The organism is Hominiventricola filiformis, from assembly GCF_020686965.1.
Classification (GTDB): domain Bacteria; phylum Bacillota; class Clostridia; order Lachnospirales; family Lachnospiraceae; genus Hominiventricola; species Hominiventricola filiformis.
On record NZ_JAJEPS010000001.1, the window covers coordinates 167,848 to 189,353 of the forward strand.

A 21,506-nucleotide genomic window follows, 5' to 3' on the forward strand; every position below is an offset into this window, starting at 1 on the left:
TTATTAATTTTACTTTTTGTATACACGTATGTCAACAGATTTCTCCGGTTCTGCGCTGCCTCCCAAAATCAGATTTTTAAGCTGCCTTGTCGGTGCATTCAGAGAATGTTCCACATCATATACCATACAGATCTGCCGTTCCGGAACAGGGTCCTGCAGCGCAATCTGCACAATTTCATGACGTGCGATAGCTTCTTCTGCTATCTTCTCCGGCAAAAAGGCAAGTCCCAGTTCATTTTTCACAAGAGGCAGAATCTGATCTGTTGTCGCCACCTCCGTATCCGGTGTCAGCTCCAGACAATGTTTCAGAAAAAACTGGCTGTAAAACTGATAGGTCATCGTTTCCCGTCCAAGGCAGATCATGGGATAGTTCTTCACCTCTGCCAGAGAAAGCACCTGGCTGCCCAAGGCGGTAAAGGTCTTCCCCCCTACCAGAATTTCCCGAAACGATTGCAGAACTATCTTTTTCAGCGGAGGTTTCATTTCTACTGGAGTGGTCACCACCGCAAACTCAATCTTTCCGCTCTTTACTGCCTCAACAGCCTGAGGTGTGGAATGGTTATACAGTTTCAGGCGGATTCCCGGATATTCCATATGGAAACTTTTCAATTTCTCAAGCAGGAAAATATTTAAGGCAGTCTCGGTTGCTCCTATGGAAATACTTCCACGAGAAAGTCCCCCACTGTCTCCTAATTCTTCTTCAGCCGCAAAGAGCTGTGTCATCGCGGCAGAAACACGGACATATAGCCGCTCTCCCTCCGGTGTCAGCTGAACACCTCTGTTGGTGCGGATAAAAAGGCTGCACTGTAGCTGTTGTTCCAGACAGTTCATGGCCCTCGTCACATTAGGCTGACTGTTCCCTAATGTTCTTGCCGCCTTCGTAAAATTTCCATACTTTGCAACGTAATAGAAAATTCGGTAGTAGTCCATGTTGACATTCATGTTTCTTCTCCTGCCATATCATTTTCTGATGATTATCATATCAATAATAGTTTTTACATATTTCTCTTCTCTCAGTATAATGGAATTCGTTTCAAAAAACAACAACCGAAAGGGGATCATTGATATGTTAACAGCAGTTACAGGTATTAACTGGGGAGATGAAGGAAAAGGTCGTGTCATTGATCTGCTCGCAGAGCAGGCTGATGTAGTTGCACGGTATCAGGGCGGTAATAACGCCGGGCACACCGTTGTTACCGACCAGGGTAAGTTCGTACTGAACCTTCTTCCCTCCGGTATCCTTCACTCCAATGTCGTATGTATCTTAGGTGGCGGCATGGTCATCGATCTTGAACATCTTGCCGGGGAAATCCAGCAGATCCGCGAAAAAGGAATCACGGTCACACCGGAACATCTAAAGCTGTCCCGCCTGGCTACCATTTCCATGCCATGGCATCGGATTCAAGATGAACTGGAAGAAGATCGTCTTGCCAAGACCGGTTCCGCCTTCGGTTCTACCCGCCGCGGAATCGCCTATGCCTACAGTGATAAATACAGAAAGAAAACACTCCGTCTGGGAGATCTTCTCCATCTGGATGAGGAGCCTGTACGTTCCCGTCTGAAGACGATGCTGGATGCAAAAAATCTGGAGCTGGCAGGCTGCTATCATCAGGAGCCCATGTCCTACCCGGCACTGCTTGCCTGGTGTGAGAAACAGGCTGAGCTCTTTGCACCCTATATCTGCGATACCGGAAGTTATCTCAGCCAGGCGCTCTTAGAGGGCAAAAAAGTCGTTCTGGAAGCACAGCTCGGCGCTATGCGTGACATTGACTATGGTATTTTCCCATATACCTCCAGTTCTTCCACCATTGCTGCATACGGACCTATTGGTGCCGGAATCCCAGGGACTTCTCTGGACCACATTGTTGGTGTCCTGAAAGCTTACTCCACCTGCGTAGGTGCAGGACCCTTTGTTGCAGAAAAGGGCATGTCCGAATCCTGGCGGGAAGAACTTCGTCAGGCCGGTGGAGAATATGGAGCCGCTACCGGACGGCCGCGCCGTGTAGGACCCTTTGATGCAGTGGCCAGCCGTTACGGTCTGAAATGCCAGAATGCGGATCAGATTGCTCTGACCAAGCTGGATGTATTAAGTTCTTTAAAGGAAATTCCGCTGATTATTGCTTATCAGAAAGGTGCTGAGAAAATCACCGAATTTGATCCTACGGAAGATATGGACAACTGCATCCCGGTCATCGAAATGGTACCCGGATGGCAGGAAGATATTTCCGGCTGCCGTACTTATGAAGAACTTCCGAAAAATGCCAAAAACTATATCGAAACATTGGAACGCCTTCTGAATCACAAAATCCAGATGATCTCCGTGGGCGCGCGCCGTGACCAGTATCTGATGAAGGAGATTTAAATTTTATGCATCACAAAGCCCATAAACAAATGTCCGAGGCCTTCCTGACGGCTGCTTTTCTGTCCATATCAGGCGGTCTCCAGGATGCCTATACCTATCTTGCCAGAGGAAATGTATTTGCCAATGCCCAGACCGGAAACATCGTTCTCTTAAGCCAGCATATTGCGGATGGAGACCTTGCTTCTACTATTCACTATCTGATTCCTCTGTCCTTTTTTGCATTGGGTGTTGCTGCTGCTGAAATCATTCACCAATGCTACCAGCAGGCACAACGCATCCACTGGAGGCAGTTAGTATTAGCGATTGAAATCCTGCTCCTGTTTGCTGTCGGATTTCTCCCCGACTCCTGGAACCTGATTGCCAATTCCATGGTATCCTTCTCCTGCGCCATGCAGGTACAGGCATTCCGTAAAGTGAACAGCTATGCTTTTGCCAGCACCATGTGCATCGGTAATCTCCGCAGCGGCATGGAATCCCTGTGTGCCTATTTTAAGACCCGCAACAAAGATGTGCTGATAAAATCAATGCACTATTTTGGTGTTATTTTACTGTTTGCTTTTGGTGCCGGAATTGGCGGACATCTGCTTCCGCGTTTTGGCATGCGCACGATCTGGCTGTCCTGCCTGCTCCTCCTCGTCAGCTTCCTGCTCATGTTTATCAAAGAAGAGATCGAGGAGCATCCGGAAATCAAACTTTAAGCATCCGATACCCAATTCCGATATGTGTCTGTATATAAGCAGTTCCGTTTTTATCCGGTTCCAGTTTTCTTCGCAGAGTTGCCATAAAAACGCGAAGGGATGCAATATCATTTTCCGAACTGCTTCCCCAGATCTGCTGAGTAATGTAGGTATGTGTCAATACCTTCCCGACATTTCTGGCCAGCAGACATAATAACTTATATTCAATTGGAGTAAGATGCAGTTCCTCTTCCTTCAGGTAAGTGCATCCTGCCGTGTAGTCGATCTTCAGGTCTCCATTTTCAAAAACGGACGTATCCTGCATTTCTCCCATACCAAGCATGGCAAGACGCCTTATCGTTACACGGATTCTTGCAAGCAATTCTTCTACGGAAAAAGGCTTGGTAATATAATCATCCGCACCTGCGTCCAACGCTTCGATCTTATCCGTATCTTCGTTTCTCGCACTGATCACGATGATCGGCACGTTGGACCAGGTACGGATTTTTTTGATCACATCTACGCCTTCCATGTCCGGCAATCCCAGGTCCAACAGAATAATATCTGGCTGATGGGAGGATGCTTCCATAATTGCAGTGGTACCATTTTCCGCAGTAAGATATTTATAGTCATGTGTTTTTAATGTTGTCACAATCAGATTCCGCACAGGACGGTCATCCTCGACAACCAGAATTAATATTTTATTCATTTAATATCACCTCACTCAACGGTAACGTAAAGGTAAATGTACATCCATGGGGCATATGGTCTGTCAGCATAAGCTTTCCCCCATGGGCTTCCACAATCGTACGGCACAATGCAAGTCCCAGCCCCAGACTTCGATGGCTGTCCGCTATGGTATTCTTTCCAGTATAAAACATTTCAAAAATATGCGGCTTCATTTCATCATCAATTCCCGGTCCATCATCCGTAACACTGATCTTTGCCTTTCCATCTTCCCTGCATCCGCAAATCCAGATGGTCGATCCTGGCGGTGTATATTTGATGGCATTATCTATCAGATTAACCAACACCTGAATCACCAGCTTCACATCCATCCGGGCAAGAATCAGATCCTCACATTCTGGAATGATCTGGTATTCATCATGCTTACGGCTGATATGCTTTAGTGCCTCCATAATAACTTCATCCAGAAGCTGATCTGTGAATTTGAATTTTAACCTTCCATCATGAATTCTTGTAATGGACAGGAGATTTTCCACCACTGCAGTCAGCCACTCTGCATCATCATAAATATCAGAATAAATCTGCTGTTTCATTCTATCATCCAGGCTTTTCCCATTATGAAGAAGCATATCTGCATTTCCGGAGATAGAGCAAAGCGGAGTCCGAAGATCATGAGAAATGGCCCGCAGCAAATCTGCCCGCAGCTGCTCATTCTTTGCCATAATGGCGTTCTTCTCTTTCTCCTCCGCATTTCTGATATTTTCCATGGCAAGGGCACATTCATTGATGACAGAAAGTACAATGCTGTATGCAAAGGAATCCAGCTCCTCTTTCCCCATGGAAATCCCAATCACACCATATACATAATTTCCCATGCGAATTGCCAGATACAGACATCTGGCCTCACTGAAATGATGCGTCGTTGCACCGGCACGTTTTCCCTTTTCATATACCCAGTGAGCCACTTTCTGTTCCTCTTCATTCAAAAGCTCTTTTTCAGAAGAAGTTCCCTGCTCCGAAAAAAGAGTCCCTTCCGACAAAATTCCATTCTCCGCCACATAGGTCACAATGCCGCACTCCATCAGCCTGGTCAGCTGTGTGCAGGTAATGTCCAGCATTTCATCTTTGCTTTTTGCCTGCTGCAGCTGACGGTCGGTATCAAACAGAATCTGGGTGCGAAAAGCCTGCTGCGCTGAAATCTTTGCATGTGTTTTCAATTTTGCAGCCAGTGTTCCGGCTATCACGGAGGAAAGCAGCATAATGGCAAGGGTAACCGGATATCCCACTGCATAAGTTTGAAATGACATCCTTGGTTCTGTCAGAAAAAAGCAGAAAAGAAACACACTTAAAAACGATCCTGCCAGACTGCAGAAATATCCATCCGTAAGAACAGAAGTAAGCAGCACTCCAAGAATATAGATGGTCACCACATTCGTATCTGTAAAATGAAGTTTTTCGAACAAAAGACCAATCACCGTACAGGCAGTAAAAATAAGCAGTGTCAGCAAAAGATCTCTGGCGGATGGATGTTTCCAGTGTATCTCATAATGCCTTTTTCGATAATTTTCTGCCTGAACAGTATCCGGAATGATATGGATATCGATATCCGGCACAAGTTCAATCAGTTTCTCTGTCAGAGTACGTCTGCTGAAAAAGTGACTTTTTATTACGCTGCTTTGCCCTATCACAATTTTTGTTACCCCTGATAAATGTGCGTACTCCGCAATTTGTAATGCCACATCCTCCCCATGGGTCATCACGATTTCCGCACCGGATTCTTCCGCATACCGGATATGAGCTTCCAGTCTCTCCTTATCGGCTGATATGGTTTCTGCCCCTGTCTGTACATATAAAGCGGTAAAGCGGGCATGAAATACGCCCGCCATCTTTGCCGCTGTAGATATGATTTTTTTATTCGTCGGTGATGATGACAGACAGACAAGAATATGCTCATCTTTTTTTCCCACTATTGTACCCATCACTTCTGCCGCCTTTTCCTGTTTTGAAAAAAGTATATCATGAGACCAATTTGTGGTCAAAATCTTTCATCTCTTCTGATCTCAGATGTGAAAACATTTCTGGATTGCTTTATATTCCCCAAGCACCAGCAACGAAACATGATTTTCCAACAGTGTGTCCGGAGTAATCGTCATATTCATTTCTCTGCCGTTTTTCACTGCAATAATATTAATCCTGTATTTTTTCCGGATATCAAGCTCTCCGACTGTTTTTCCTATCCATTCTTTCGGAACCTCTACCTCAAAAATTGCATGGGACGAATCCACTTCCATGTAATCAAGAATATGGTCATCTGTATAACGGATAGATGCCCATTTTGCCACCTGCTTTTCCGGATAAACGACTTTGTCAGCGCCGTTTCGCAGAAGAAATTTTTCCTGTACATCCCGTTCCGCCCGGGAAATCACTAATTTGGCTCCCAGCTCTTTTAACAGAGACGTCGTTTCCAGAGAATTCTGAAAGCTGTCTCCGATGGTAACAAAACAAATATCATAATTTCCCACTCCAAGAGATTCCAGAAATTCTGCATCTGTACTGTCTCCAATCTGTGCGTTCGTGACAAAGGGAAGAATTTTATTTACCCTTTCTTCATTCACATCTACCGCCATGATCTCATGTCCTAATGAGTGTAACTGCTTTGCAATATGGCTTCCAAACCGTCCAAGACCGATCAGTAATACATTTTTCATTATCCATCATTCCTCTTTTCTCTGTTGTCATCCGATCATTACTTTTTCCATCGGGAATCTTGCATTTGCTTTATTTTTTCCGGAGAACACCGCGTATATCAATGTCAGTCCTCCCACGCGTCCCATATACATCAGCAGTATCAGAACATACAGGGAGATTTTGTGCAAGGAAGGTGTGATTCCGAGTGTCAGTCCGACAGTTCCCATGGCCGATGCCGCTTCAAAAAGGCTGCCCAGTATCGGCAGTCCTTCGGCGGTGCTTATCACGATGCCCCCTGCAAGAAACATCATAAAATATAACATAGCAATTGATGCCGCATTTTTAATTACCTGATCATCAATTCTCCGTCCAAATGCACCTGCATGTTCCTGGCTTTTAAAGGTCGCCACTGCATTCAGAAGAAGTACCGCAAATGTAGTCGTTTTCATACCGCCAGCGGTAGAACCGGGAGATCCTCCAATTAACATCAGAAGTATCATGACCACTTTGGAAGCCTCCGTCATCATCGTGATATCCACCGTATTGAATCCAGCTGTTCTTGGTGTGACAGACTGAAAAACAGAAGCCAGAAAGCGGCTTTTTACTGGCAAATGTTGAAAATCAGCAAAAAAGAAAAAGCATGCAGGGAAGATAATCAGACATACAGTAGTCGCAAGAATCAGCTTGCTCTGCATCCTGTAACTTTTAAATTTCCATTTATATTCACAAATATCCTCCCAGGTGAGAAACCCAATTCCACCAATGATAATCAGTCCTATAATGACCCCATTGACCAGAATATTGTCAGCATATCCCACAATTGACGGATACAAATGTCCTTCCCTGCCCAGGATATCGAATCCGGCATTGCAGAAAGCTGATACAGAATGGAAGACTGCCATCCAGATTCCTTTCCAGCCAAAATCATGGCAAAAAACCGGTAACAGCAGAAGTGCTCCCATTCCTTCTATAAGAAATGTCCCTTTCAAAATGAATTTTGTCAGACGGACAATGCCCCCTACCTTGGGAGCCGAGATTGCATTCTGCATGGTGCTGCGCTGCATCAGTGAGATTTTTCTTCCTGACATCATGGACACTGCAGCAGCAACCGTTACCACGCCAAATCCGCCTGTCTGTATCAGAAGAAGAATGACTGCCTGTCCAAAGGAAGACCAGTAACTTCCGGTATCCTGTACTACCAGTCCGGTCACACACACTGCCGAGGTTGCCGTAAAGAGCGCTTCATGAAAAGGAGTCACTGCTCCTTTCACCGAAGCCCACGGCAACATTAAAAGGAGTGCACCAGACAGGATCACGCCTGCGAAACCTAAAATAATAACCTGGAAAGACGTCAGATGTATTTTGTGTAGATTTTCCGACATATATCATATATTCTCTCTTTCTTTTTTCTTCCATTATATATTATATATGCCGGAAATCAAAGATCGTGTAAGAATATTCGATTTGATATTAAGATTGTATTAAGAATATTTGTAACTATTCAGAGCCATGCAAAACTGCGTTCTGCGAATGCTTGCATTCAGGCAGATAAGCAGTTTTATATGGCGAAGTAACCACATGAGCAAAAGGAAAGCTTCGAAGAAGCGATTTTGCGAATGGGGTTCTGAATAGTTACGAATATTGTATGTATGAAACCTGGTTTGAATCAATCATGAAATAGAATCTGCGAGAAATAACGGACCTTGTCGTCATTCGCCCAGCAGGTCATGCCCACAGCATCTGCCATCATCTGCGCATCTACACAGTAAGCCGACATACAGGAATTATGCTTATAGGGACCTGCTGTCATGAGCAGCAAATCTGTCTTTCCGTCTTCTTTCATCCTCTCTGCCAGCGCTTCTGTCAGTTTGTTATGTGCCACTTTAGCTTTCTTAAAATCCATGGAATACTCCTGCATGGTCTGAAGCACCAGTGCTTTTTCATACTTCATTGCATGTTTCTTCATTTCTTCCACCGTTCCGCTCTCCGGTGGACATGCAGGATTCAGATCATAATTTCCGCACCGATTCTCCTCGCAGAAGACACGGTATTCCGGCTTGAATACCAGATCTTTCGTATCCATGATCGCTGCATCTGAAAATCCCAGTTCTTTTGCTGTTTTTATTAAATCCATGATGTATTCCTCTTTTCCTCTGTTTTTGCTGACTGCACGGCATCTTCTTTTTCTATGCGGCTTTCTCCGCAAATTCTTTTTCCAGTTTTCTCATATGCAATACATACACGATGAATATCAGACCACCTGTAAATACCCAGGAAGAGATATACACATTCATGAGCATTTCGTAGGTTGGTATCCACTTAAATACCGTTGCCATCCAGATCATACGAAATACAACCGTTCCAAGAATGGTGATAATGGAAGGTTCCAGTGATTTTTCCAAGCCTCGCAAAGCAGCACTTTCCACTTCATAAGTTGCTGTCAGTCCTTCCATGGAACATACATGGTGCATACGGATCAGACCATAGACTGCGACTGCATCACTGATCGTATAAATGCTGACAAAGAAATCATCCCAGATCATAAATATAATACTCAGGATCTCTGTAAATCCCACCCCGAAGATCAGGCAGAGCCAGAATATTTTCTTGCATCTTTTCAGGTTTCCAGCTCCAAAGTTCTGACTCGTAAATGTGACTGCCGCCTGTGCAAAGGCACTGCCAATATCATAGGTAAAATACTCAAAATTCAGTGCCAGCGAGGAACCTGCAATCGCATCCTCCCCAAATGTATTAATTCCGCTCTGGATAAATACATTGGAGACAGAAAAGATGGCGCCCTGAATTCCGGCCGGAATTCCAATCATCAAAATTCTTTTCAGATCCTTCCATAGCACACACATTTTATGGAAACGGAACTGAAATTCGTCTTCTTTACGGTACAGATGAGTCAACACCATGGCTGTACTGAGCATATTGGAAACAGACGTTGAAATGGCAACACCTTCTACACCGAGGCCAAAACCGATTACGAAAATCAGGTTCAGAACCACATTTACGGTACCGGAAATGATCAGATAACACATCGGTCTTTTGGTATCCCCATAACTTCGAAGAATTGCCGCTCCGAAATTGTAAATAGTCATAAACGGAACGCCGATAAAATAAATCCTGATATAGAGAAGTGCTTCATTGATCACACTCTCCGGCGTTCCGGATGCTTCCAGCACGGTTCTGGCTGTCAGAAATCCCAGTCCCATCAAAACCACTCCAAGAGCAATACCAAAGGTCAATATCGTGTGCACCATTCCACTGATCCGTTCTCTCTGCCCCTGACCAATCAGATTGGCAAGTGCTGCATTCGGTCCTACGGAAAGTCCTACGATGAGATTCACAAAAATGCCAACCAGTGCCACACAGCTTCCTACCGCCGCCAGTGCCGCTGAACCTGCAAATCTTCCCACAACTGCCACATCTGCTGAGTTAAACAGCTGCTGCAGAATACTGCTGAATGCCAGTGGAATTGCAAACAAAATCAGCTTTCCGGCCAGGCCTCCATGCAGCATGTCCATCTCTTTTGCTTTCATGATCGTTCTTTCAAGTACTCCATAAAGTTTTCTTTATTTTCTTTTGCGGTTGTCGTCGGTCTTCCCAGATCATCTCTTGCACCGATGGCACATTTTACTTCAATCAAAGTAAGTGCATGTCTCGCCTTGGCTGCTTTTAATTCAGAATCCAGACTTTCAAAGCTGTCCACACTGACAGCAAATGGATATCCGCATGCTTTTGCTACAGCCGGAAGATCGACTCCTGCTGCCACTGTCGGCATTCCACCTACGGTTTCATGGGCTCCGTTATTAATGACAATATGTATCATATTCCCGGGATGCTCGGAACCAAGTACCGCCATGGCTCCCATATGCATCAGTACAGCACCGTCTCCATCAATACACCATATCTTTGTATCCGGTTTCTGTGCCGCAATTCCAAGTGCAATGGAAGAACTGTGTCCCATAGAACCAACGGTCAGAAAATCATATTTATGGCTCTGTCCGAACGCTTCTCTTAGCTCAAACAGCTCCCGGCTTGCCTTTCCAGTTGTAGATACTACCGGATCTTCCCCAGATACCTGAATAATATGACGGATGATCTCTTCCCGCTTCATCTCATTGTCATTTTTATAAACGACTTTTCCGTCGTAGGTCAGTGCGCCTTTCCGGATGACAAACGCAACATCTTTTCCTTCTGCCAGTACACTTTCAAAATCTTTCATGGCTTCCCGGAGTTCTTCTTCCGTCGTCTCTTTTCCAAGAATATATGTTTTAATTCCCATATCTTCCAGAAGCCGGACTGTCACTTCTCCCTGATAAATATGCTGTGGTTCATCATGGATTCCTGGTTCTCCTCTCCATCCAATGACAAACATCACCGGGATGGCATAAACCTTGTCATTCAAAAGAGATGCCACAGGGTTAATTATATTTCCTTCCCCGGAATTCTGCATATAGACTACCGGCACTTTTCCGGTAGCCAGATGGTATCCAGCTGCCAGTGCCGTACAGTTTCCTTCATTTGCTGCAATCACATGATGCTTCGGATCAATTCCATACGTATTCATCAGATAATTGCACAGCGCTTTCAGCTGGGAATCCGGAACTCCTGTATAAAAATCCGCTCCCAGAATTTCTGTAAATTTCTCCGCTTTCATAAAACAGCTCCTCTATTTCGCAATCCGTGCATACAGACTGCGAAGTACTTCTTTTTTAAGACACACCGGATTGTTGCCAAGACGCTCCGGATTTACGGAACCCGCAAGCAGCTCCAACTCTTCTACCGACTTCACTTCCGGTCTGGAAAGGTGCAGCTGTTCCAGCATCTCATGATATTTGACTGCTGCATCCATGGAAGAAGCACAGCCCATCACCTGTGCCAGCCGAAGAAACATATCGTCAAGGTATGCCTTTCCTCTCACATCCATGGCATCTTCTGTATGTCCTATCATATACGGCCAGAGCGCATCCACACAGAGTGCCACTGCATGACCGTGAGCCAGTCCATAAAGTGTTGTCAGCTTATATGCCATGGCATGACCTGCCGTTGTCTTTGTATAGTTGATTGCTTTTCCTGCAAGATTGGCTGCCAGAAGCATCTTCTCATTTCCTTCCGGCTGATTGGCAAGATAAGCGTCTTCGTATGCAAGCACCATACGGATTGCTTCTGCAGCTACCTTCTGGCTTTCCTTTCCTGCGTTGACAGACCAGAATGATTCCACCGCATGACAAAGTGCATCCAGCATGGTCGCTTTTCTCTGGTATTCCGGAAGTGTTCGGAGAAGTTCCGGATCCATAAGAACATATTCCGGAATACCACTCTCATGGCTTACGGACTGTTTGTTTCCTTCATAATAGATCACTGCAAAACGAGTCGCCTCGCTTCCGGTACCTGCAGTTGTCGGAATGGCCAGAAATGGAATCTCATTGGAAATGATCTCCTGTTTCAGACAGTTTTCTTCCACGTTCATACAGTTAAACAATTTGATACATTTTGCCACATCCATGGCACTGCCGCCGCCTGCTGCCAGGATCAGATCGCAGCCTTTCTGGCGATATGTCTTAATCCCACTGATGACAGACTCATATTTCGGGTTCGGCTCAAAATCAGAGAACTCAGTAAGTTCCATTCCTTCTTTTTTTAATGCATCTTCAAGCTGCTGATACAGTCCCTGTTTCCGGAAGGAATTTCCACACACCAGCAGAGCATGATGAACGTTCCGCTCTTTTTTTATCGCTGCGAGACAGCTTTCCAGCTCTTCTGACTTAATGATTTTCTGTTCCATGAATGTTTCTAATCCTCCTCCGGAATCAGCCGGATAATTTCTTTAAATGGCATACAAATCTCATCACACTCTTTTGCACGATGATGTTCCAGAATCATCTTTGCCGCATTCTGCATAGCCGGGAAACCTGTTCTGGTCAGCTGGTTTGCATAGATCACAATATTTACGCCGCGCGCCTTGAACTCCTCTTCTGTCACCTGGTTAAATGAGGTCGGCACTACCACAATCGGAGTCACCTGATCTTTGCTTCTGAACTTCTCTACAAACTCAAAGATCTCATCCGGTTCCGGTTTCCGACTGTGAATCATGATACCGTCGGCTCCTGCTCCCACAAAAGCAAAGGCACGCTCCAGCGCATCCTCCATGCCACGCTCCAGAATCAGACTCTCAATCCGGGCAATGACCATAAATTCTTTTGTCTTCTGAGCACGCTTGCCCGCCCGGATCTTCTCACTGAAATGCTCAACAGAATCCTGTGTCTGCTCAACCTCGGTACCAAACAGAGAATTTTTCTTCAGTCCCGTCTTGTCCTCAATAATGACCGCAGACACGCCCATACGTTCCAATGTACGGACTGTATAGACAAAATGCTCAATCATTCCGCCGGTATCCCCGTCAAAAATAATCGGCTTCGTCGTAACTTCCATAATATCGTCAATCGTACGGAAACGGGATGTCATATCTACCAGCTCAATATCCGGTTTTCCCTTGGCGGTAGAATCGCACAGAGAGCTGATCCACATGGCATCAAACTGTCTTGCTTCCCCATTCTGATAGACAACTGTATTTTCCACAATAAGGCCGGTCAGTCCACTGTGAGCCTCCATGGCACTTACCGTTCCCTTCATCTCTATGGCTTTTCTTAATCTTGCACGGCGCATATCCGGAAGTGACAGATCTGCTCTTGCCCGGTTCTCCAGTGCTTTGTATTTTTCATCTCTGGAATATGGAAACTCTACCAGGGTTCCTCCATATGCTTTCAGTGTATTCAGTACCTCCTGACGGACTGGTTTCTGGAATCCACTCACCCAGTCATCTCCATGCACTACATAATCCGGATGATATTTCTCAAGATTTTCTTTATAACTTAATGTTTTTTGTTCCACTACACGGCTGACACCACGGATATTTTCAAAGAGTGCCTTTCTCTCCGCATACGGCAGCAGCGGGTATCTCTTATAACTGATCACCGCTTCATCAGAAAGCACACCGATGATCAGACGTCCCAATCTTGCTGCCTTTCTGATAATTGCAATATGACCACTGTGCAGCATATCTGCAGAAAAACACATATACACAGTTCTGTTTTCTACTTCTTTGAGCATTCCGGACACCTGCTTCAGATCTTCCGGATTATCAATCTCGGCACAAAGCCTGTCCTGTACATCCAACGGACGGATCAGACACTGATCGGATACTTCGTTAAACGCATTTTCCGCATAACATGATACCTTTTCTTTTTCACAGAACTCTTCGATGCGTGCAAGCCATACATTCCAGTCCTCTTTGTTCAGTTTGTAAAGAGGCTGTGCGGCAAGTGCATCTTCAAAAAATTCGATACCGACTTTTTCGATACGGTTTTTATGGATGACTGCCTTAAAATCCTTTTCCGGAAGCGGAAGCGTGGAACTGACGGTCATGCAGCTCTCCTGGCTCTCCATCACATCATCAAGAACGGTGTTTTCAAATACCAGATCACCGTGCATCAGCAGAACATCCTGATCTTCCAGGTATTCTCTGGCGCAATAGATAGAATAAATATAATTGGTTTTATCATAAACCGGATTTTTTACAAACGTAATAGTAAGCGGCAGTTCCAGACTTTTGCAGTACTCTTCCAGCACCGTATCAAACAGGCCTGTTGTCATCACCACTTCTTCGATTCCTTTTTCAGCCAGCTGAGTCAGCTGCCTGCTTAAGATTGTCTCCCGACCGGAAACTTCCGTCATGCATTTCGGATGCTCGGACGTCAGCACACCCATTCTTCGTCCCAGTCCGGAATTTAATATCAATGCTTTCATGAAAGGTAATAATCCTCCTGATTTTCCCATTATTAGTAACTTTTTTTATTGTATCATTCCAGCTTGCCCTTGTCGAGACAGACTTTCCTTTGTCCCATACCTGTGATAGACTATAACTATACGGACTTACAGGAAAGGGATACCATTATGCATATCATCTGTTTTGCGGCAGGCATGATCTGCCTTCTGTATTTTATCATTCTGCTTTTATACAGCGGCTTCACTTCCGCTTTTTACCTGATCTGGCCTGCCATGACCATCGGATTTCTGATCCTTGGTTTTTTATTTCACCATGGTTTCTTCGCCCATCTTCCCGGTGCAGTACGAACAGGGCTGATGATTCTCTGCGCCGCTTCTTTTCTTTTCTTTGCCGGTGTGGAAGGAATGATTATAAAAGGGGCCATTCAGGCTCCGGCAGCCGGTCTTAACTACGTCATCGTACTTGGCGCGCACGTACGTCCCACTGGTCCCAGCCGCGCGCTGGCACTCCGTCTCGACCGTGCATACACATATGCCCTTGAAAATCCAGATGCTGTCCTCATTGTCTCCGGCGGTCAGGGCAGCAATGAACCATGCACGGAAGCGTCTTCCATGAAACAATATCTCATGGATAAAGGCCTCTCTGAAAATCAGATTCTCATGGAAGATCAGTCCACAAATACCCGGGAAAATCTGATCTTCTCCGCGCAGCTGATACCGGACAATGCTTCCGTCGGTATCGTAAGCAACGGCTTTCATATCTGTCGTGCCCTGCACCTTGCAAAGGTACTGGGATACAAAAACGCAGCAGGCATTCCGGCAAAAAGTGATCTTATCACCCAGCCGGCAAACCTGCTGCGGGAATTCTTTGCAGTTGTAAAAGATTTCTGGCTTCTTTAGCCTTCCAGAGCCATCAGGAGACTCTCTGCCATTGCCAGATAATGGTTGTTTGCTTCATCGAAATGTCCATCTGCCAGCTCTGCCAGCTTCGGCTCGATGGGCATCCGTCCAAGAATGGGAAGATTCATCTCTTCGGCAAGCTTGTCAAGACCGCTCTCTCCAAAGATCTTAAATTCTTTTCCGCAGTCCGGACAGACTACATAGCTGTAGTTCTCTACAACTCCAAGTACCGGAATGTGCATGCTCTCTGCCATGTGCAGTGCTTTCTTCACAATCAGGCTTACCAGATCCTGCGGGGATGTCACAACCACAATTCCATCCACCGGAATGGACTGGAAGACAGTCAGCGGCACATCACCGGTTCCTGGCGGCATATCTACAAAGAGAAAATCAAGTTCTCCCCAGATAACATCACTCCAGAACTGTTTTACCATATTGGCAAGGATCGGACCTCTCCAGATTACCGGAGATTCCTCATCCGGAAGGAGAAGGTTAATGGACATGGTCTTGATTCCATTCTTCGTCTCTACCGGTTTGATATAGTCTCCATCCATTTCCGCCGGACCATGTACTCCATACATTTTGGGGATGGACGGACCGGTAATATCTGCATCCAAAATGCCTACCTTATATCCCTGTGCTGCCATCAGGTTTGCAAGAGATGCAGTCACCATGGATTTTCCAACTCCGCCTTTACCGCTGACAATTCCTACTACCTTATGAATATGGGAAGCCGGATTTGCCGGTGCAAGCATACTTGCTGGTTTCTGTCCGCAGCTGGACGCACTTGGACATCCTTCGCAGCTCTCTTTTTTACATTCTGCCATTTGCTTGTTCTCCTTTATTTTGTATTTTTATCTGAGTCTGTTGCATTCAAAATGTTTCATCATCGAAATGCAGTTCATGATCTCATCATATTTTTCCTGAAGATTTTTCTTCTCTACTACCAGATCCAGAGAGATCGCAATGCTGTTCAGCAGTCCTTCATCCATCTGGTTTCTGTAACGTGTGAGAATATGAATCTTCTCCTCCAAAGTATCCGCATCCAGAAATTCCAGAAGAATCGGATTCACACCAGCGTCTGCCGGTTCCGCTTCTGCCGTCCTCACCGGCGGTTCTTCTTTCTGCTCTTCTGCTGCAGATACCGGTTCTTTCTTCTCAGGTTCTTCCGTAATCGTTTCTCCCGGTACGGTCAGTTCAAACCGGTACTTCTGTGTCACTTCCGGGTACTTTTCATGATCAGTCTCCCCTGCAAACATCTCATAAGGCCGCGCATAGATCTTATAGTTTCCGTAAAGTGCCTGATAGATTACCAGCTTTTCCCCTGTCTCAGTATGTTCTGCCACCCCTACGATCTGATAGAGGCCTCCCTTAAAATGTCTGTAAAACTGTCCGGTCCTGATCTCCCTCATGACCTTCACTTCCTTTCCTGCACTTATCCTCTACTATACCATGAATCACGTGAATTGTATAGTTAATCAATACTGTCTGCCTCCAGTTTCACCGCCTGCAAAGTTGCCGCATCCAGCCACTGCACATAAAGCTTTTGTTCTGTCACTTCTGCAATCATGCGGTTAATCTCCGCAAGAAGATCCTCTTCGCCTTTAACCACACCGGCCACAACTCCCTGTGGTTCATAAGAAAGTTCCACTTTTGTCTGTGCCAGATCATCATGCTCTTTCAAGAACACATCCGCCAGATTTTCATCCAGTGCAATGGCATCTGCTTTTCCGATCCGCACCTGGAACACACCTTCTTCCGCTGTTCCGGAAAGTTCCAGGCTGCTCTCCGGCATCTGTTCCGTCACAAGCTGTGCCTGAAGGGATCCATACTGTGCTTCAACTGTTTTATCTTTAAAATCATCCAGTGTCAGATATTTGTCACTCTGGCTCTTTCTTGCCACCAGCACCTGTTTTCCCGGTTCATAATAAGCATCGGAAAAATCCACGCTGCTCTCCCGGTCTTTCTCCGGCAGCATACCGAGCAGCACCAGATCCACTTTTTTCTCTTTCGCTGTTTTCAGACATTCCTCGAAATCCATCTCCACGAATTGAGGCTCCACCCCAAGCTCTTCTGCAAAATATTTTCCAAGTTCGATATCAGACCCTGCACAGACTTTAGTTCCATCTTCTTCCGTCAGAAATGCAAACGGTGCATAATCCGGTGAAACGCCAATGAGAAGCTTTCCGGAACTTTTAATCTCATCCAGCCTAGCTCCGTCTTTTGTCCGCACCGGCAGCTCGCTCTCCTGCGTAACCGGCTGTACATTCTCTTCTTCCACTGCTTCACTCTCTGCGGAAGCTGCCGCCGCACTCCCGCATCCTGTCATGGACATTATCATAAATCCTGCTGTCAGCAGACTTACTATTTTCTTCATCTGTCCTAATTCCTCTCCTGTCTTTTTCTGTATAACAAAAATGGCTCCGGAAAATATTTTCCGAAGCCACAGCAGGGACAGAAGGACTCGAACCCTCGACATTTGGTTTTGGAGACCAACGTTCTACCAACTGAACTATATCCCTGTGTATCACTGACACTTCGATAATATATCACAATCATCGACATGTGTCAATGATATTTTTAAACTTTTTTCAAATCTTTATCCCAACACTTCCATAGCATCACGAACCGTGGACACCCCCTCAAGCCGGATGCCAGTTATGCTCTTCATCTGGGACAGGCTGCTCTTCGGCAGGATGATCCGGTCAAAGCCCAGCCTCTTCGCCTCCTGGACACGCTGCTGTGACATACCGACCGCTCGCACTTCACCGCTTAAACCTACTTCTCCGAATACAAGTGTCTTATCCGGAATCGGCACATCCCGATAACTGGAGATAATAGCAAGCACAAGTCCCAGATCCAGCGCCGGTTCACTTAATCGGACACCTCCTGCAATATTCACATAGGCATCATAGGAGGATAACGGAAGATTCAGGCGTTTCTCCAGAACTGCCATCAGAAGGTTCAGACGATTATAATCCATGCCTGCTGCCGTTCTTCTCGGAAGGCCGAAATTCGTCCTGCACACCAGTGCCTGTACTTCCAGAAGCATGGGTCTCGTTCCTTCCATCATGCAGACAACCACAGACCCGGATGCCCCTTCCGGCTTACCGCTCAGCATATATTCTGACGGATTGGCTACTTCCCTGAGACCGGTATCCGTCATCTCAAATACTCCGATTTCATTGGTGGAACCGAAGCGATTTTTTACGCCGCGCAGAATCCTGTAGGATGCATGACGGTCTCCCTCAAAGTAAAGCACCGTATCCACCATATGTTCCAATACTCTGGGACCAGCAACCGTTCCTTCCTTGGTCACATGACCCACAATAAAAATGGCAATGTTCTGTTCTTTTGCCAGGCGCATAAGCACTCCCGTGGCCTCACGCACCTGTGAGACACTTCCGGGTGCCGAAGAAATCTCTTCCTGGAACATGGTCTGGATAGAGTCTATAATCACCACCTGCGGCCTGTTTTTCAGGACAACCGCTTCGATATCCGAAAGATTCGTCTCGCAGAGCAGCTTCAGAGAGTCGGAAAACTCTCCGATACGCACGGCACGAAGTTTGATCTGCTGCAGGGATTCCTCACCGGAAATGTACAGCACCTGCTCAAGACGATCTGCCAGATTCCGGCACACCTGCAGCAAAAGGGTCGACTTTCCGATCCCCGGGTCACCACCCACCAGTACCAGAGATCCAGGAACAATGCCGCCTCCCAGCACCTGATCAAGTTCTGCCATACCTGTGGAGATCCGATCCTGGCTGTCGGAATCAATGTGTTTTAAAGAAACCGGTTCCTTTGCCTCCGACCGTCGGCCGGAAGAAGCCATTTTCCCTCTTGAGGTACTTACTTTCGGCTCTTCCGCAAAAGTGTTCCATTCATGGCAGGCCGGACACTGTCCCAGCCATTTTGCCGATTCATATCCACACTCCTGACAGAAGAAAACGGAAGCATTCTTTTTCATGATCTGTACTCCTTCACCTGCATCTTCACTTTTCCGTTGACCACCTTCACATCCACATGATCCCCTTCATGAATCTTTCCTTCCAGAATCTCATCCGCCATAGGATCCTCCAGTTTGTTCTGAATGGCACGTTTCAACGGCCTTGCTCCGTATTTGACGTCATATCCGGTCTCTGCCAGCCATTTCGTCACAGAATTCTTAAAAGATACATCTATGGACAACTGTTCTTTACAGCGTTTTGTCAGTTCATCCAACAGAATGCCTGCAATTTTCATGATCTCATCCTTCTGGAGTGTATGGAAAACGAGCGTCTCATCAATACGGTTCAGGAACTCCGGTTTGAAGATCTGTTTTACCTCATTCATAACGCCATTTTTCATAAATTCATAATCATGCTTCGCATCCTCTGCAGATGAAAATCCAAGCTTCTTCGGTGATACAATTGCTCCTGCTCCTGCATTGGAAGTCATGATAATCACAGTATTTTTAAAATCTACTTTCCGTCCCTGAGAGTCTGTAATATGTCCGTCATCCAGTACCTGCAGCAGAATATTGAATACATCCGGATGTGCCTTTTCTATCTCATCAAACAGAATAACCGCATAGGGATTTCTGCGTACTTTTTCACTCAGCTGTCCGCCATCATCGTGTCCCACATATCCGGGAGGCGCTCCGATAATCTTAGCCACGCTGTGCTTCTCCATGTACTCGGACATGTCAACCCGGATCATGGCGTCTTCTCTGCCAAACAACACTTCCGCCAGTGCTTTGGAAAGTTCCGTCTTACCTACTCCTGTCGGTCCGAGAAACAGGAAGGAGCCAATTGGCCGTTTCGGATCCTTTAAGCCCACCCGGCCTCTTTTTACTGCTTTTGCTACTGCCGTCACCGCTTCATCCTGACCAATCACCCGCTTATGAAGAGTCTGTTCCAGATGAAGGAGTCTTTGTGACTCTGCCTCCGCCAGCCGCTGCAACGGTATCTTCGTCCAGCGGGAAACCGTCACCGCAATCTGTGCTTCTGTCAGTACATTAGTCTTTCGCCCTCTGCGTGCCTTTCCGCCGGATGCTTCTTTTTCCAGCTGTTCCATCCGGATTCGTAACTCTTTGGCTTTCTCCAGATCGCCGTCGATCAATGCCTGATCCAGTGCCTGCTTCACTTCCGGGAGTCCATTCTTCTCCTCTGCCGCGCGGTTCTGGTCTTTGACATACTGTTCCAGCTTCAGTCCGGCTGCTGCCTCATCCATCAGGTCAATGGCTTTGTCCGGCAGAAACCGGTCATTCACATAGCGGGCCGAAAGCTTTGCAGCCGCTTCCAGCGCCTCATCCGTGATCTGTACCTGATGATGTTTCTCATAGTAGGGCCGAAGTCCCTTCAGTATCTCCACCGTCTGTTCTACTGTCGTCTCTTCCACCGTAATTGGCTGGAACCGGCGCTCCAGTGCCGCGTCCTTCTCAATATGCTTCCGGTACTCTTCCAGTGTCGTCGCACCGATGATCTGGATCTCGCCCCTTGCCATGGCCGGTTTCAGGATGTTGGACGCATCCATAGCTCCTTCTGCCCCGCCTGCGCCGATGATCGTATGCAGCTCATCAATAAACAGAAGAATCTGTCCGTCATGTCTTACTTCGTCAATCACATTTTTAATCCGCTCTTCAAATTCTCCACGGTACTTGGAACCTGCCACCATGGCAGTCAGATCAAGAATGTACAGTCTCTTACCGCGGATGGTCTCCGGCACCTTTCCGGATGCAATCCGTGCTGCCAGTCCTTCCACAATAGCAGTTTTACCAACGCCCGGTTCTCCGATCAGACACGGATTATTCTTCGTTCTGCGGCTTAAAACCTGAATCACCCGATGAATTTCTTCCTCGCGGCCGACCACCGGATCCATCTTTCCTTCCTCTGCAAGAGCTGTCAGATCCCGGCTGTACTGTTCCAGTGTCTGAGTTCCGCCGCTCTGCTGAATTTCCTCTTTGTACTCAGATGCCTTCTCGCCCATAGCGCTCACCAGCATTTTATAAAGATCCCGAAGCCGCACATTCATGGTGGTCAGAAGTCTTGATGCTACACATTCTCCGTCTTTTAACATGGCAATCAAAATGTGCTCCGTACCGGTCTCTTCCTCATGGAACCGTCTGGCTTCCACCACAGCGTCATCCAGTATCTTGCGGGCTCTCGGTGTATATCCTCTCCGTTCCTCCGTCAGGACCATTCCTTCCGGGGCTATCAGCTGATCTATCATCTCCGCCAGTCCCTTCGGTGTCACTCCGGCTCCTGCAAGAACCTGCCCTGCCGTGCTGTCCGGCTCATCCAGCAGTCCCATCAGTATATGTTCTGTTCCCGTATAGGGATGATGCATTCTTGCAGAAAAACGCTGCGCTTTTTTCAGCGCAGACTCCGCCTTGTCTGTATAAATACCCATTGGTCAGC

General features: G+C 46.5%; 18 protein-coding genes and 1 tRNA gene. 3 read left to right on the forward strand and 16 right to left on the reverse strand.

The window, feature by feature from the left end; genetic code table 11:
- Positions 1-9: 9 nt before the first annotated feature.
- Entirely contained in the window at positions 10-942 is a 933-nt protein-coding gene (locus LKD36_RS00810) for a LysR family transcriptional regulator (RefSeq protein WP_308458282.1), read from the reverse strand.
- A 124-nt stretch (positions 943-1,066) separates the two neighbouring features.
- On the opposite strand from LKD36_RS00810, the gene LKD36_RS00815 reads away from it, so the two are divergent.
- Together LKD36_RS00815 and LKD36_RS00820 are read left to right on the forward strand one after the other, a co-directional pair.
- Complete coding sequence (locus LKD36_RS00815; RefSeq protein WP_308458283.1) at positions 1,067-2,362, forward strand: adenylosuccinate synthase; 1,296 nt, start codon at positions 1,067-1,069, stop codon at positions 2,360-2,362.
- Positions 2,363-2,367: 5 nt separating this feature from the next.
- The gene (locus LKD36_RS00820; protein ID WP_118769058.1) at positions 2,368-3,060 is read left to right on the forward strand and encodes a YoaK family protein; all 693 of its coding nucleotides are present in this window, start codon (positions 2,368-2,370) and stop codon (positions 3,058-3,060) included.
- On the opposite strand, the gene LKD36_RS00825 is transcribed toward LKD36_RS00820, so the two are convergent.
- The 9 genes from LKD36_RS00825 to aepX all read right to left on the reverse strand — a co-directional run bounded on the left by LKD36_RS00825 (position 3,050) and on the right by aepX (position 14,229).
- The gene (locus tag LKD36_RS00825) at positions 3,050-3,748 is read right to left on the reverse strand and encodes a response regulator transcription factor (RefSeq protein WP_308458284.1); all 699 of its coding nucleotides are present in this window, start codon (positions 3,746-3,748) and stop codon (positions 3,050-3,052) included. The genes LKD36_RS00820 and LKD36_RS00825 overlap by 11 nt on opposite strands.
- A complete protein-coding gene (locus LKD36_RS00830) occupies positions 3,741-5,705 on the reverse strand; it encodes an ATP-binding protein (protein WP_308458285.1) in 1,965 nt (654 codons plus the stop codon). Before LKD36_RS00830 ends, LKD36_RS00825 begins: the two co-directional genes overlap by 8 nt.
- An 81-nt stretch (positions 5,706-5,786) precedes the next feature.
- Entirely contained in the window at positions 5,787-6,434 is a 648-nt protein-coding gene (locus LKD36_RS00835) for a potassium channel family protein (RefSeq protein ID WP_308458286.1), read from the reverse strand.
- A 27-nt stretch (positions 6,435-6,461) separates the two neighbouring features.
- A complete protein-coding gene (locus tag LKD36_RS00840; RefSeq protein WP_308458287.1) occupies positions 6,462-7,796 on the reverse strand; it encodes a TrkH family potassium uptake protein in 1,335 nt (444 codons plus the stop codon).
- Positions 7,797-8,080: 284 nt separating this feature from the next.
- Complete coding sequence (locus tag LKD36_RS00845) at positions 8,081-8,548, reverse strand: DUF2284 domain-containing protein (RefSeq protein WP_308458288.1); 468 nt, start codon at positions 8,546-8,548, stop codon at positions 8,081-8,083.
- A 52-nt stretch (positions 8,549-8,600) separates the two neighbouring features.
- Positions 8,601-9,959: an MATE family efflux transporter gene (locus LKD36_RS00850; RefSeq protein ID WP_308458289.1), complete on the reverse strand. Its 1,359-nt coding sequence runs from the start codon at positions 9,957-9,959 to the stop codon at positions 8,601-8,603.
- Positions 9,956-11,080 (reverse strand): phosphonopyruvate decarboxylase, encoded by a 1,125-nt coding sequence (gene aepY / locus LKD36_RS00855; protein ID WP_308458290.1) that lies wholly within the window; start codon positions 11,078-11,080, stop codon positions 9,956-9,958. Before aepY ends, LKD36_RS00850 begins: the two co-directional genes overlap by 4 nt.
- Positions 11,081-11,092: 12 nt before the next feature.
- Positions 11,093-12,208, reverse strand: coding sequence for a phosphonoacetaldehyde reductase (locus tag LKD36_RS00860; RefSeq protein WP_308458291.1), 1,116 nt, complete (start codon positions 12,206-12,208; stop codon positions 11,093-11,095).
- Positions 12,209-12,216: 8 nt separating this feature from the next.
- Positions 12,217-14,229: a phosphoenolpyruvate mutase gene (aepX, locus tag LKD36_RS00865; protein ID WP_308458292.1), complete on the reverse strand. Its 2,013-nt coding sequence runs from the start codon at positions 14,227-14,229 to the stop codon at positions 12,217-12,219.
- Positions 14,230-14,376: 147 nt separating this feature from the next.
- On the opposite strand from aepX, the gene LKD36_RS00870 reads away from it, so the two are divergent.
- Positions 14,377-15,108, forward strand: a complete 732-nt coding sequence (locus tag LKD36_RS00870; protein WP_308458293.1) for a YdcF family protein — start codon at positions 14,377-14,379, stop codon at positions 15,106-15,108.
- Here the strand turns inward: LKD36_RS00870 and LKD36_RS00875 are convergent.
- The 6 genes from LKD36_RS00875 to LKD36_RS00900 form a co-directional block, all read right to left on the reverse strand.
- The gene (locus LKD36_RS00875) at positions 15,105-15,935 is read right to left on the reverse strand and encodes an Mrp/NBP35 family ATP-binding protein (RefSeq protein WP_308458294.1); all 831 of its coding nucleotides are present in this window, start codon (positions 15,933-15,935) and stop codon (positions 15,105-15,107) included. The genes LKD36_RS00870 and LKD36_RS00875 overlap by 4 nt on opposite strands.
- A gap of 27 nt (positions 15,936-15,962) precedes the next feature.
- Complete coding sequence (locus LKD36_RS00880; protein ID WP_308458295.1) at positions 15,963-16,520, reverse strand: DUF1653 domain-containing protein; 558 nt, start codon at positions 16,518-16,520, stop codon at positions 15,963-15,965.
- A 62-nt stretch (positions 16,521-16,582) separates the two neighbouring features.
- On the reverse strand, positions 16,583-17,485 hold the full coding sequence (locus LKD36_RS00885) for a transporter substrate-binding domain-containing protein (protein WP_308458296.1): 903 nt from the start codon (positions 17,483-17,485) through the stop codon (positions 16,583-16,585).
- 72 nt (positions 17,486-17,557) lie between these two features.
- Positions 17,558-17,630: transfer RNA gene (locus LKD36_RS00890), tRNA-Trp, on the reverse strand.
- Between the two features lie 77 nt (positions 17,631-17,707).
- The gene (gene radA, locus LKD36_RS00895) at positions 17,708-19,078 is read right to left on the reverse strand and encodes a DNA repair protein RadA (RefSeq protein WP_408610902.1); all 1,371 of its coding nucleotides are present in this window, start codon (positions 19,076-19,078) and stop codon (positions 17,708-17,710) included.
- Positions 19,072-21,498: an ATP-dependent Clp protease ATP-binding subunit gene (locus tag LKD36_RS00900; protein ID WP_118769035.1), complete on the reverse strand. Its 2,427-nt coding sequence runs from the start codon at positions 21,496-21,498 to the stop codon at positions 19,072-19,074. Before LKD36_RS00900 ends, radA begins: the two co-directional genes overlap by 7 nt.
- Between the last annotated feature and the right edge of the window lie 8 nt (positions 21,499-21,506).